Here is a 13,209-nt window from a genome sequence, read left to right as displayed (position 1 = left end):
CGGTCTTATGCTCCGTGCATGTTTTCAATAACGAGTTTTTGCAGTGCGATGACGGCCGCTGCATTGCTCACTGTGGCGCTCAACAGGCCATCGCGGTCTGTGCTTTGGCGTTGCTCCGCCGCTTTCATACGTTCAATCAGGTTGGCAATCTGCTCACCTGCGATCCGCTGGCGCGTGGCCTGATCATCGAGCCGGTCCTGCTGTTGCAAGCCGCGCAGTTGCTCAGCAATCAACGCCGAGGCCTGGGCCGCCAGCGGCGCCGCCAAGGTCAGGTTGAGCCCGGTCGCACCGCTGACGATGGTCACGCTGTTGGCCGGCAAGGCCGCCAGTGACAGGTCGTAGGCGAGCAACAGGTCGGTTCCTGCGGGCTTGTAGGCCAGGGCTTCAGTCGGGTGTGACCACACCGCCAGCAAGGTGCCGTCGCTGAGCAGAAAGCCGACTTCACGCACCCAGAAAGCACGATCGCCATCCGCTACTGCGGTGAGGTGCAGCTGGCTATTGCCCAGGCGCTCGCCACCGGAAATGGGATACTTGGCGGTTTGCGCTTTCAGGCTTTTTTGCTCGGCATTCGGTGTGTAGCCCGACGTGCCCAGCACCACATGGCTGATTTCGGCCGCCAGGCCGCTGTTGTCGGCCCGCCAGATCGCGGCCAGGCCGGCCTTGGTAATGACAGGTTGCAAGGGTGTACTCATAGCACTGCCTCCATCGTGCCGCGCACGACGATGCGGGCCCGCGCCGCGTTGGCGACCTGCAGGCCCTGTTGCGCATTGATCGGAACGCCCGTGGCCTCGGCTGATCGCCGAACCAGGGCATAGAGGTTGGCGGCGTTGGCCAGGCGCAGGCCGCCGTCAAAGCCAGCGCCCAGGCGAAACTGGTAATGGCTGCGCTCGTTTTTCGCCGCATCGACCAGGGCACGCAGCCGGGCGTAGAGCTGTGGCGAAAGAATCGAGCCCTCGCCCGGGCGGTTGTCGTTGGCCCAGGCGGTCAGCTCGAAGGTGTAAGGCGCGGCGCCGGGAATCTGCTGCCACTCCCTGAATTGCGAATTGACCCGCACCGCCTTGAGCACCCGACGCACCGCGCCCACCGTGCCCTTGGTCTTGTGCACCGGAATCGCCTCGTGAATCAGTTCACGTTGCTGCGTTTCGGATTCTGCCGCCTCCCAACCGTCGACCTTCAGCGCCCAGGCAAGCCAGGGTAGAAAGTTCGGCGGGCAGCGTGCCGAGTCGGCCACACCGTGGATGATCTGCGCATCGATGTTCAGGTCGCAGGCTGCCGATAAGGCTTGCTCAAGCGCTGTGGAGTTCTGTGGCAGCAGGCTCATGCGACCACCTCGGTGCTCAAGGTGATGCTGCGACAACTTGGATAGTGACGTTTGTCGCTGATGACATCCGCAGTCGGCTGGGAAATCCGCACCCGCCGAACACCTGCGGTATGCAGCGCAGCGTAGATGGCCGAAATCGGCAACAGCCCCTGCAGTTGCCGGGCCTGGGCGATGGTGCCTTCCAGCGCGGCCCGAACCTGGGCTTGGACCACCAGCGGATCCGGCCCGGCTTCCAGCTCCAGAGCCGCGACCACGCTGAACTCGGTCGGCTGGCCAAGCTGCACGCGCGGCCGGTCGGTTAGCGGGCGCACGTCCTCAGCTGAAAGCGCAGCCTCCACGGCGCCAACCAGTTCGTTACCCGGCACCGGGCTGTCAATGCGAGGCAGCACAGCCAGCGAAACATCGCCCGGCAAGGGCTTGTCCAGCCCCGCATTGTAGTCACACACCAGGACAATGGCGTCGGCCGGCAGTTGCGCTTGCAACGCGGCACTGATCGCCAGACCCTTGAAGGTTGGCGAATCCACCGACACGCTGGCGACATTGGCCGAGGCGCTAAGCCCGTGAAATTCATAGGCGCCGCGACTACCGGCTACCGACAAAGCCTCAAGCGACAAGCGGGTGCGGTAGCGCAACTCGCTATCGCCCTCCAGCACCGCCACCACGGGGGGCACGGCATCGGGATCGGCAGGGGTAATCACCAGGCGCTGCACGCCATAGTCGGCCGCGCGATGGTCCAGGTCCGCGCCCTTGGCATAGGCCAGCAGGCTGGCCTTGGCCGCATCATTGATCCGGGCCCGGCCGAGCAGCTTGTGATAAGCCGCCACTTCCAGCAGCTTGACCACCGGATCGGACTCCAGCAGCGCACTCCATTGATCGCCCATCTGCAGGCGAAAATCCTCCAGCACCTGCTGATACAGCGTTTCGAATTCTAGGGTTTCCAGTACATCCGGTGCCGGCAGCAAGGAAAGGTCGATCATGCGACCACCTCCAGGCTGGTCGGTTGCGCCAGGTAGACCCCGGTCAACTGCAGCGTGATCTGCCCGCCCACCACCGCCGTGACCCTGACCCGTTCAAGCTTCAGGCGTGGCTCCCAACGGCCCAGTGCGCGAGCCACCTCCGCCTGCACTGCGCTCTTCCAGCCTTCGTTGACCGGCAAATCGACGAAGCGGCGCAGCTTGCTGCCGTACTCCGGGCGCATGCGCCGGCTGCCCAGTGGCGTGGTGAGGATGTCTTCGATGGACTGGCGTAAATGTGCAATGCCGGACAACGGTTGGCCGCTCCGGCGATCCATGCCGATCATTGATGTTCTCCAGGCGTAAAAAAGCCCGCAGTGGGCGGGCTGGTTTTTTAGTGTTTGTGATTGGCGGTGTTGCCGCCGGTGTCGATGATCTTGCCACCGCCGAGGATGTCGCCGGTTACCCGCAGGGGCCCGTTGATCTGCACCTCGCCGGTCAGGGTGATGCTCGCGGCATTGGCGGTGATCGCCTGGTCGGTGACCACAGCCGAGCTGCCGCCGACCTTGATGCTGACGGTACCGCTGGGCAGTTCGATGCTGTAGCTGCGGGCCTGCCAGTCATAGACCAGTGAGCCACCATCGTCGAAACGCCAGACCTCGACATGCTCGCGGTTGTCCGCGGGTGCCCCGGCGTTACCGTACAGGCCAGGCACAAAAGTACCTTGCGCCGGCTCTCCGCTCGGGCTGATCAGCACCCCTTGCTCGTTAAGGCTCGGTGCACGCCAGTGGCGGGCCTTGCCCGCGGCCTGGCTGTGCCAGCGCAACCAGGCGCTGGTCCAGCCAGCGCCGTCGGACACCCGAACCCGGGCAGCGGCAAGGTCAACGGCGACCACCCGGCAAGGAATCACCAGGCCGGCGAGCATGCGGTCGTGCATGGCGCTGGCATAGCTCATTGCAGGTCCTCCGGCGACTGGTAATCGCCCTCGAAGCCCGGCCCGGTGTCGGGGCTGAAGGCAAACGCCAGCGGGCCCGGTTGATCAGGCCATGGCCATTGCACGGTTCCCAAGTGTAGGATCTGCTGCCATTGCACCAACCAGCCAACGACAGGGGTTGCCCCCGGAGCCGGTTGAACAGGCTCGGCCAGCACACTCATCGCCGCTTCAACAAACTCCAGCTCCCAGAATTGTTTGCGCAACAGTACGATCAGCTGGGTAGCCAAAGTGACAGCTTCCAATGCCGCGTGTTGGCGAGCGGAGTCAATCACGATGCGCGCTTCAACGGTAGCGATAACGCACGAACGACCGTCGCCTGGATCATTTGCCGGTTTAAGGCTGGAAATGGAATGAAACAACGCTGGCAGCGCTGTGTGCTGGTCCGCCTGCCCATAGGCGTCGACGGTTTCAAACTGAGGCAAGGCGGCCTTGATAGTCGCGCTGATCGCCTCATGCAAACGGTTCAGTTCGCTCATGATCAGTCCTGTGTCGTGGAGCTCGCAAAGGCTATTCGCGGCTAAAAACAGGCAAAAATAAACCCGCCATAAGGCGGGTTCATCGAAGCTGTTGTAAAGGCACCCATGAGCAGCCGTTAGTTATCGGCTAGCCCGTAACAAACGTGTCTGGCGAAACCAGAGCCCACCGGCGAAGCTGCAGCAGATAAGCGTCATCATCATAAAGTAGGAAAAATAACGAATCAGCTCGTGGTTCTTGATTGAAGTGATCCGACGATCAAAGCGCCCATCGAAGACAACGCGCCCGTCACTATTCAGAACTTCGCGAATCTTCAGTTCGTCCTCCCCACCACTCGCAAGAACATCAACCATCACCCCAGGTGCCAGACCCGCGGCTTGGTAGAGTTCTTTCGAGACATAGACTATCTGTTTGGACGAGGGGCGCGGGTTCGCTTCAGTCAGCCGAACCTGAAAGTACACGATCGAACTGTCTTGGCGCATCTCGGTGGGGGCACTGACAATCTGCCCTTTGAACAGAGTCGGTGCTTCATCCCCGAGCTCCTCAAATGATTGAACAAAAAGCAGGAAGGTAAGCCCCATCAACAAAAAAACGCCTGCCATCCCTAGCAGTACCCTGATTTGCTCGTAGACTGTTTTTCTACGAAACAACGACAGCCAAGAGTCAGACATACACCATTCGCTTTTGCTGCAAAAAAGGATGCCCAACATCCATGGGCATCCGTCACCCTAACATAGAACAGTATCAGTAGTAGGCGTCCTGATTGCCTCGGCAGCAGCCGTAGCCATCCTGGTTGGGGTCGACGACAAAGATGTTGGGAATAACGACCCGCCCGAAGGGGTAAACCGCAGAGGGGTTGATCAGCGGTGGGCCGCCGCCACTGCCGCCCCAGCCACCGATATTCCCCGGCCCTGATGCGCCTGGCCCCTGCGGCTCGACAAGGGTACTGCCAAGCCCGACCTGGTTCGTTCGCGGATCCCAGTGATTGGCGGCAATTTTATTTGCATAGACACTCTGGATCTCGGCCAGGGTTGCCAACTTCAAGTCCGGCGCAACCCAATAATCCGGATAACTGGCCGCTGGGTTATCTTTGAAGTAGCGGTTCCAAAGCGGTTGAACGGTAGCCTTATAGAGGTTTTTCACCGCATCCGAGTTAATCATGCCAAGTACATTCACCGTCACAGCGATGCCGGTTAACAACAGACCGGCGGTGCCGACGGCTGTCGCCATGATGGTGATACTCGCGGCAATCCCCACGACATTACCTACCAAGCTTAAAACGTCACCAGGCTGGATAGGCTTACCTTCTTTAAAGTCAGCAGTGACCTTCAGAAAAGTCGTCGTCGCCGCAAAGGTATTGGTGGTGACGTTCAGAAACGGTACAAAGCCGTTTGTCATCGCAGTCACCGAGATGACACCGGTCACCGTTGCGGCCGTTTGAGCATTTTGATTAATCAGCTGGAAACCGTTTTTGTTCGAATTGAACTGGTCGACCAGTGAAGTTGCAGCGCCCCCTGTGGCTGCTGGTTTATCAACCACGCCAATGAAAATATCCATTTTACCTGACACGATTATCTCATCCTTTGATAATGGTTTTGAAGGCAAGCGTCATCCGCAACTGGTCGCAGCTGAGTGCAGGCGACCGGGCGTTGTGCGGTACGCTGCCGTTGAACACAACGATTCTTCCGGGTTTGGGTAAGACAGCCTTGATGATGTCGTTCTTCGGGTGGTCGTAAAAGACCAGTTCACCGCCCCATGAAGTTGGCCAAAACTCGTTGCAAAACATCAGAACCGTCTGCCCTTCTTCTCCGGGCTGATTATCCCGGTGGATCGGTGACTCCTGAGCAAAGGTCTGACCGTTGGCATACACCCCGATCAGCGTTGCATCCTGCATGTATTGCTGCTTGACCCGGGCCCAAAACGGAAAGAGAAATGACCAGGCATCAGAGGACTTCAACTCGTCCTCCGCGCATAGAAACTTTTGTCGACCAGCCCCTGCAATGAAGGTATGCCAACACGGCCTGGAATGAGTGGCCGTATTGACTGGCCAGCCGTAGCGCCAGATTGCCCCCTTCAATTGCTGGACGACCTTGCACTGCTCATCAACTGTGACAAAGTCATCAACGACCTGATGTAGTGGTCAACTAATCCCGGACACTGCGTTAACTTTTTCCTCGGCCACAGCGGGCGCCAGCCCGCTGTTAAATTGATGTGGCCGTTGCCAGTTGTAGCGCTGCATCAAAAACCGGCCGATATCCTGCTGTGCTAACGAAGCGCTCATGTAGCCCACGGTCGGTATCCATTCCGTTTTCAGGCTGCGAAACAACCGTTCCATCGGTGCATTGTCGTGGCAGTTTCCACGTCGACTCATGCTCTGTTTGAAGCGATAGCGCCACAGTCGCTGACGGAAGCCTCGGCTGCCGTACTGGCTTCCTTGGTCGCTGTGAAACAGAACGTTCTGAGGCCGACCACGCTGCTCATAGGCCATATCCAAAGCCTTGATAACCAGGTCAGCGTCAGGCTTCGATGAAAACGCCCAGCCCACCACGCGACGGGCGAACAGATCGATCACAGCCGCCAAATAGTGCCAGCGACCTTGAGCCCAGACATACGTGATGTCACCGCACCAGACCTCATTCGGCGCCGACACGGTGAACTCTCGATCCAACACGTTCGGGATATCCGGCCGCTCCACCGTCGCCTTTTTATAGGCATGTGAGCCAGGTTGCTTGCTGATCAATTTCATTTCGTTCATCAGCTTGCGCACCTTGAATCGCCCAATCTCTATGCCGTCCGCGCGCATCATGAGCATGATGCTTCGGCTGCCCGCCGCGCTGCGGCTTTGAGTGAACAGCTCGTTCACTCGGCTGCGTAAAACCAATCGCTCAACGTCCGGAGATCGGCGCTTGCGGCAGTGCGCGTAATAGCAAGATCGGGTGACTTCAAATACCGAGCACAACAGATCAACAGGCTCTTCAGCGCGGAGTTGATCAATTAACGCGAACGCTCGTGTTCCTCGGCCATCAAGAGCGCGGTGGCCTTTTTTAAGATCGATTTTTCCCGTTCCAGCCGATTGATTCGAGCTTCCAGCTCTTGGATTTTTTGCTGTTCGGGCGTCAGCGCTTTACTGGTCGGAGTTACACCATTTCGCTCTTCCTGAAGCTGGTTAACCCATCGACGCAGGGCCGACTCCACCAGCCCAAGTGAACGGGCGGCATCGATATGGCTGTAGCCCTGGTCGAGCACCAGGCTGGCAGCTTCGCGCTTGAATTCTGGGGTAAAGGTACGACGTTGCTTGGTCATCAGACACCTCTCTATGGCGAGCATTTTCGCCTAAATGGGTGTCCGGAATCATTAGACCACTACACTGAACATCCTTCTCACCAAAACAAGTATCCATACTCCTCACCTCTTCTTCCTTCTGTAACGCCTTCGAGCGGCACCTTGTCCGGGTGTTGAACTCAGTGTTCACTCTCCCCCTTTGCACCACTTGCAGGTTCAACCCCCAAGCGCTTCGCCGCCCAGCGTTCATAAAGCCCGATGGCGACATCGGCGCCGGCCATGGCGGTAAGGCAACCAAAAGCGCTGGCGCTCCAGATCGACATGCCGCTGGCGTACAGCAGCATGACGGTGGACACACCGCAGACCATGCAGGCCCCCGAGCGCAATAAAAGGCGCCGAAAAAGCGCCCAGCCCCGGGCGCCGGCCTTGTCCGCGCGCCACATCTCTCCGGAAAGGCCGCCCAGCAAGGCCAGGACGATCACCAGCCAGATCGGCATTTCCAGTAACGTCTGTTGCTCGCTTGTCACTGTCCTGTCTCCTTGGTAGTTCCGCTCGGCAGCTTGCCGGCGGCGTTTGTTGTAGAACCGATCGCTCGGCATTCCAAAAAGCCCGGCCTCCCCAGGCTTTTCAGTAATGCGTTGTCGAACCGCCCGCCACGACTGGTGCGCTGGGCGACTCCGCTTCAAATTGTTCCTCCGGCCGCGGCCACCTGCCCGCCGGATAACTGCTTGTGGTGCTTTACGCTGCACACCCGGGCCAGTTGCCAACCCTTTGAACAGTTCAGGCCTGTTCATCGCTGCCTTTGTCACTACCGGTGTCGACCGGCTTGAGACAAAGATTATGCATTGATGCATATGCAGTCAATGCATTTGTGGAAATATTTATGCATGAGAAAATGCACCTGCGCATGTAGGCCTTGCCCTACCTGGGCTGGACCAATTTTCTGCAGGCGAAAAAAAACCCGCCGAAGCGGGTTTTCTGAGGATGCGGACTACTCAGCGGGCGTACATGCCCCACCAGAACACATGTCCAAGGATACTGATCTGCTCTTCCTGCATCTGCTGGAAGCTGTAGTCTTCATCCGGGTGTTCGTCGCGGTTGAAGCTGCGCAGGCGAATACCGGTAGGCATGCGATAGAGCTGCTTGACCCGCAATTGACCGTTGTGGTTGATGGCGTACAAGTCGCCATCGACGATGTCGCCGATACCGCTTTTACCGGCGTTGACGCCAACCGTGGCGCCGTCGCGCAATACCGGCAACATGCTGTTGCCGCGTACCGTCACGCACTTGGCCTGGTCAAACTGCACACCGTTGTGGCGCAGGCTGCGCTTGCCAAAGCGCAGGCTGGCCTTCTCGCTTTCTTCGATGACGAATCTTCCTGATCCTGCTGCCAATTCGACCTCGCGAAGAAACGGAATGGACACCTCGTCGTCCTCGACGGGGGTGTCGTCATCCCACAGGCTGATGTCGTTCAACTCCACGTGGCTGCGCGCGGGCGCGGCTTCGCGGCTGTCACCGAGCTCGACGCGGCCGCGCAATTGATCAGTGCTCACGCCGAAATACTCGGCGATCTTCGATACATGTTTGTCGGACGGGTCGACGATCTTCTCGCTGAGGATGCGCGACAGGGTGGATTGCGGCACGCCGGTACGACGGTGCAGCTCCGTGGGGGAGAGACCGTGACGATCGAGCAGTGCTCTGAGGACGGATGCTACGTTGCGTTTTTGCATAAAATGCATAATGCCGGGGCTAAACAAAGAATGCAATTGCCTTGATGCATGAGAGGGCATAAACGTCCTGAGCCACGAAAGCTTCTTACGCGGACGGTTGCACTACGACGTTTTCCGGGGCCCCGTCGTGAACCCACCACTGGTCGACGGCACAACGCGACCATTAAGAACAAATTGTTCAACATCCACACGAGACACTTGCACGGTGGCATTTACCAAGACAGGCGCGCCTCCCGAGAAAGCACTTGATGTATTGACCCGCATGACCTTCGATTTAAAGTTGCACCACAGCGACTTAAACTTCTCAGCATCACCAAACCGGACTCCGCCACTGCCGACCGAATCAGCGACCCACTCGGTGATCTCAACTTCTCCAGCAGATACCCCGTACAGCGTGTTTCCGGTATCCTCGATTAAAGCATGCAGCCACTGAGCCTGAGTTTTTCCGTCATTTTTCTGATTCATGGATAAGCGCCGGATGTGGGTGTCCCAGCACCTGTTTACCCAGAGCCCCTTTATCTCGTTTGACTGCTCAATCCCATTGGAGTCTTGAAGCGTCGGGCATACCGTGTTTTCTGCCGCAAAAGCATCGATGACCAAATTGTCTATCCTGTGGCCAAAACCGGTGATATAAGCCCCATGAAAAGCGCTATTCTTTATATGCACAAATCCAAACGTGCAGTTCGATGGATTCCACCCATGACCATCGATCGCTAAAGCCGCTGCAGTATTGGGTCCGCCGGCATAGTCGATTACAAGCCGATCAATCCTCAAGCCGTCTGTACCTGCGTAGATATGCGCGCCCCGGCTCCCCCCCCCTGGGACAGCACTGTGTCGCTCTGGATCATTCAAGATCCAGCAACTTTCGATATAGCAATTTTTGCAATTGATAGTGCCCAGCCGATCGGTGGTCGTTAATACACCGGTAATACGAACATTCATCAGTGGAGTTTCATTGATTGCAGAGGCTCTCAGCAATGCTCCAACATCATCTGGCTTAGACTCGATATACTGCAAAGCGACACCATCAGCCGCTGTTACTCGATACCTATCGCCATTGAACTCAGATCGCTCACCCGACACGTTCCGAACCTGAATAGAATCGCCAACCTGAAAGCTATGTGCCGACTTGACATTTACCGTCACTACGCCAGCGGAGCGTTGTATCTTGGTAATTTCAAAAGATCTAGGCTGAGGTCCACTTATCATGTGAACAACGCCTCCCAGAACAGCCCCAGGCTGGAAGTGCATTCTTGCTCCGCTCAATGAACGGTTGAAATTTATACCTGTGGCATAGTACCCCGGAGGCCAGTAGACACCTGTCTCGACAGAGGCGAGGAGCATGGGTAACCAGTTTTTTGTATTCTCCCAGTTTGTTTTCCCATCTGGAACTATACCAAACTCCGCCACCGAGACCATGTGCTGGTCTTTGGCTGATGCGATTGCGGCTGACGTCATCAGAGGTCCAGAAATTGCTGCGGCAGCAGCTCCAAAAGCCGAAAATCTCAACAACTGACGACGCTTCAAAACATTCCCTCCCCTGGAAAAAGGTCTGGAATATACCATCAACTTCAGAGCGTAACGTCAGCGCAAGGCCGATTGGTAGCGCAACGAGCAGATGCTGCACTGACTGCCCCTCCTTCAAGGCTTCACAACAGAGCCGCCCCCCTAGAGGTCACTAGGACTGTGGTACCCTACCCGTCATCGAGATCACCCCAAGCATTGCACTGGAAGCTATGCCCGAATTTTGCCCCAGCGCCAGCTTAAAAAAGCCCTAACTAATTGATGAATAAAGCAATTTCTGATTTGTCCGCACACACCCCGATGATGCAGCAGTACTGGAAGCTGAAAAACCAGCACCCGGACCAGCTGATGTTCTACCGCATGGGCGACTTTTACGAGATCTTCTACGAAGACGCGAAGAAGGCTGCCAAACTCCTGGACATCACCCTGACCGCCCGCGGGCAGTCGGCGGGCCAGTCGATCCCCATGTGCGGTATCCCCTTCCATGCGGCCGAGGGCTACCTGGCCAAGCTGGTGAAGCTGGGCGAGTCGGTGGTGATCTGCGAACAGATCGGCGACCCGGCCACCAGCAAGGGCCCGGTCGAGCGCCAGGTAGTGCGCATCATTACCCCGGGCACGGTCAGTGACGAAGCGCTGCTCGACGAGCGCCGCGACAACCTGATCGCCGCTGTGCTGGGCGACGAGCGCCTGTTCGGCCTGGCTGTGCTGGACATCACCAGCGGCAATTTCAGCGTGCTCGAGATCAAGGGCTGGGAAAACCTGCTGGCCGAGCTTGAGCGCATCAATCCGGTCGAACTACTGATCCCCGACGACTGGCCCCAGGGCCTGCCGGCGGAAAAACGCCGTGGCGCACGTCGCCGTGCGCCGTGGGATTTTGACCGCGATTCGGCACGCAAAAGCCTTTGCCAGCAGTTCGCGACCCAGGACCTCAAGGGCTTTGGCTGCGAGAAGCTGACCCTGGCCATCGGCGCCGCCGGCTGCCTGCTCGGCTACGCCAAGGAAACCCAGCGCACCGCCCTGCCGCACCTGCGCAGCCTCAAGCATGAACGCCTGGACGACACCGTGGTGCTCGACGGCGCCAGCCGGCGCAACCTTGAGCTGGATGTGAACCTGGCCGGTGGCCGCGACAATACCCTGCAATCGGTGATCGACCGTTGCCAGACCGCGATGGGCAGCCGCCTGCTGACCCGCTGGCTGAACCGCCCGCTGCGCGACCTGAAAGTACTGCAGGCACGTCAGGGCTCGATTCGCTGCCTGCTCGACGGTTACCGCTTCGAGAAGCTGCAACCGCAGTTGAAGGAAATCGGCGACATCGAGCGTATCCTCGCCCGTATCGGCCTGCGCAATGCGCGCCCGCGAGACCTCGCACGCCTGCGCGATGCCCTCGGTGCCCTGCCGGAACTGCAGAACGCCATGGCCGAGCTTGAGGCGCCGCACCTGGCGCGCCTGGCTGCCATTGCCGGGACCTACCCGGAGCTTGCCGACCTGCTGGCAAAAGCCATCATCGACAACCCGCCAGCGGTGATCCGCGACGGTGGCGTGCTCAAGACCGGCTACGACAGCGAGCTGGACGAGCTGCTGGCGATGAGCGAGAACGCCGGGCAGTTCCTTATTGATCTGGAAGCCCGCGAGAAAGCCCGCACGGGCCTGGCCAACCTCAAGGTCGGCTACAACCGTGTGCATGGCTACTTCATCGAGCTGCCAAGCAAGCAGGCCGAGCAGGCACCGGCTGACTACATCCGCCGCCAGACCCTCAAGGGCGCTGAGCGCTTCATCACCCCGGAGCTGAAAACCTTCGAAGACAAGGCGCTGTCGGCCAAGAGCCGCGCCCTGGCGCGCGAGAAGATGCTCTACGATGCCCTGCTGGAGAACCTGATCGGCCACCTGGCGCCGTTGCAGGACACCGCTGCGGCCCTGGCCGAGCTGGATGTGCTGAGCAACCTGGCCGAGCGCGCGTTGAACCTGGACCTGAACTGCCCGCAGTTCGTCGACGAACCGTGCATGCGCATCACCCAGGGTCGCCACCCGGTGGTCGAGCAAGTGCTGACCACGCCGTTCGTGGCCAACGACCTGGCTTTGGATGACAACACCCGGATGCTGGTGATCACCGGCCCGAACATGGGCGGTAAATCCACCTACATGCGCCAGACCGCATTGATCGTGCTGATGGCGCACATTGGTAGCTTCGTCCCGGCTGCGGCCTGCGAGCTTTCACTGGTGGATCGCATCTTCACCCGTATCGGCTCCAGCGACGACCTGGCCGGTGGCCGCTCGACCTTCATGGTCGAGATGAGCGAAACCGCCAACATCCTGCACAACGCCACCGAGCGCAGCCTGGTGCTGATGGACGAAGTCGGCCGCGGCACCAGTACCTTCGACGGCCTGTCGCTGGCCTGGGCCGCCGCCGAGCGCCTGGCGCAGCTGCGCGCCTACACGCTGTTCGCCACCCACTACTTCGAGCTGACGGTGCTGCCGGAGAGCGAGCCGCTGGTGGCCAACGTGCACCTGAACGCTACCGAGCACAACGAACGCATCGTGTTCCTGCACCACGTGCTGCCCGGCCCCGCCAGCCAGAGCTACGGCCTGGCAGTGGCGCAGCTGGCCGGCGTGCCGACGCCGGTGATTCAGCGTGCTCGCGAACACCTGGGCCGGCTGGAAACCGCCAGCCTGCCCCACGAAACACCTGCCTTGCAGCAAGGTGCACCTGCGGTACCGCACCAGAGCGACCTGTTTGCCAGCCTGCCGCATCCGGCCATCGAGAAGCTCGGAAAGCTGGACCTGGACAATATGACGCCGCGTCAAGCTATCGAAATGCTCTATACACTGAAGACTCTGTTATAACGCGCGCCCGCACAAGCTGATAGAATCCCGCGCGGTTTGGCGGCGCTGCAGGTTACTAGCCTGGCCTGCAGCCGAACAACCAAACCGAGC

Annotated in this window: 14 protein-coding genes; 1 reads left to right on the top strand and 13 read right to left on the bottom strand. The window is 59.2% G+C overall.

The window, feature by feature from the left end; translation table 11 throughout:
- Positions 1-5 precede the first annotated feature (5 nt).
- The 13 genes from LOY54_RS06135 to LOY54_RS06075 all read right to left on the bottom strand — a co-directional run bounded on the left by LOY54_RS06135 (position 6) and on the right by LOY54_RS06075 (position 10,281).
- Entirely contained in the window at positions 6-692 is a 687-nt protein-coding gene (locus LOY54_RS06135) for a phage tail protein (protein WP_045193590.1), read from the bottom strand.
- On the bottom strand, positions 689-1,321 hold the full coding sequence (locus LOY54_RS06130; RefSeq protein WP_045193591.1) for a phage tail protein I: 633 nt from the start codon (positions 1,319-1,321) through the stop codon (positions 689-691). The genes LOY54_RS06135 and LOY54_RS06130 overlap by 4 nt, the downstream gene beginning before the upstream one ends.
- Positions 1,318-2,298, bottom strand: coding sequence for a baseplate J/gp47 family protein (locus LOY54_RS06125; protein WP_258609840.1), 981 nt, complete (start codon positions 2,296-2,298; stop codon positions 1,318-1,320). The genes LOY54_RS06130 and LOY54_RS06125 overlap by 4 nt, the downstream gene beginning before the upstream one ends.
- Positions 2,295-2,621 carry a GPW/gp25 family protein gene (locus LOY54_RS06120; protein WP_093386612.1) on the bottom strand — a complete coding sequence of 109 codons (327 nt, stop codon included), beginning with the start codon at positions 2,619-2,621 and terminating at the stop codon, positions 2,295-2,297. Before LOY54_RS06120 ends, LOY54_RS06125 begins: the two co-directional genes overlap by 4 nt.
- A 47-nt stretch (positions 2,622-2,668) precedes the next feature.
- The gene (locus LOY54_RS06115) at positions 2,669-3,229 is read right to left on the bottom strand and encodes a phage baseplate assembly protein V (protein ID WP_093386615.1); all 561 of its coding nucleotides are present in this window, start codon (positions 3,227-3,229) and stop codon (positions 2,669-2,671) included.
- Positions 3,226-3,744 (bottom strand): hypothetical protein, encoded by a 519-nt coding sequence (locus LOY54_RS06110; RefSeq protein WP_258609837.1) that lies wholly within the window; start codon positions 3,742-3,744, stop codon positions 3,226-3,228. Before LOY54_RS06110 ends, LOY54_RS06115 begins: the two co-directional genes overlap by 4 nt.
- Positions 3,745-3,864: 120 nt before the next feature.
- Positions 3,865-4,413 carry a hypothetical protein gene (locus tag LOY54_RS06105; RefSeq protein ID WP_258609828.1) on the bottom strand — a complete coding sequence of 183 codons (549 nt, stop codon included), beginning with the start codon at positions 4,411-4,413 and terminating at the stop codon, positions 3,865-3,867.
- A gap of 73 nt (positions 4,414-4,486) precedes the next feature.
- On the bottom strand, positions 4,487-5,311 hold the full coding sequence (locus LOY54_RS06100; RefSeq protein ID WP_156160152.1) for a hypothetical protein: 825 nt from the start codon (positions 5,309-5,311) through the stop codon (positions 4,487-4,489).
- A 7-nt stretch (positions 5,312-5,318) separates the two neighbouring features.
- Positions 5,319-5,699, bottom strand: coding sequence for a 2OG-Fe(II) oxygenase (locus LOY54_RS06095; protein WP_258609825.1), 381 nt, complete (start codon positions 5,697-5,699; stop codon positions 5,319-5,321).
- A 183-nt stretch (positions 5,700-5,882) separates the two neighbouring features.
- Positions 5,883-7,045 (bottom strand): IS3 family transposase gene (locus tag LOY54_RS06090; RefSeq protein ID WP_258606965.1). Its coding sequence is split into 2 segments (ribosomal slippage): positions 5,883-6,793 and positions 6,793-7,045, totalling 1,164 coding nucleotides; the frame shifts between segments, so codons are not numbered across the junction.
- Between the two features lie 158 nt (positions 7,046-7,203).
- Entirely contained in the window at positions 7,204-7,551 is a 348-nt protein-coding gene (locus LOY54_RS06085) for a phage holin family protein (RefSeq protein WP_045193597.1), read from the bottom strand.
- Between the two features lie 468 nt (positions 7,552-8,019).
- Positions 8,020-8,763, bottom strand: coding sequence for an XRE family transcriptional regulator (locus tag LOY54_RS06080; RefSeq protein ID WP_258609823.1), 744 nt, complete (start codon positions 8,761-8,763; stop codon positions 8,020-8,022).
- Positions 8,764-8,856: 93 nt separating this feature from the next.
- Positions 8,857-10,281: a hypothetical protein gene (locus LOY54_RS06075; protein ID WP_258609821.1), complete on the bottom strand. Its 1,425-nt coding sequence runs from the start codon at positions 10,279-10,281 to the stop codon at positions 8,857-8,859.
- 270 nt (positions 10,282-10,551) lie between these two features.
- On the opposite strand from LOY54_RS06075, the gene mutS reads away from it, so the two are divergent.
- On the top strand, positions 10,552-13,119 hold the full coding sequence (mutS, locus tag LOY54_RS06070) for a DNA mismatch repair protein MutS (RefSeq protein ID WP_258610695.1): 2,568 nt from the start codon (positions 10,552-10,554) through the stop codon (positions 13,117-13,119).
- The last annotated feature ends 90 nt before the right edge of the window (positions 13,120-13,209 follow it).

It is taken from the genome of Pseudomonas sp. B21-032, assembly GCF_024748965.1.
Taxonomy (GTDB): domain Bacteria; phylum Pseudomonadota; class Gammaproteobacteria; order Pseudomonadales; family Pseudomonadaceae; genus Aquipseudomonas.
This window is presented reverse-complemented; position numbering and strand designations above follow the sequence as displayed.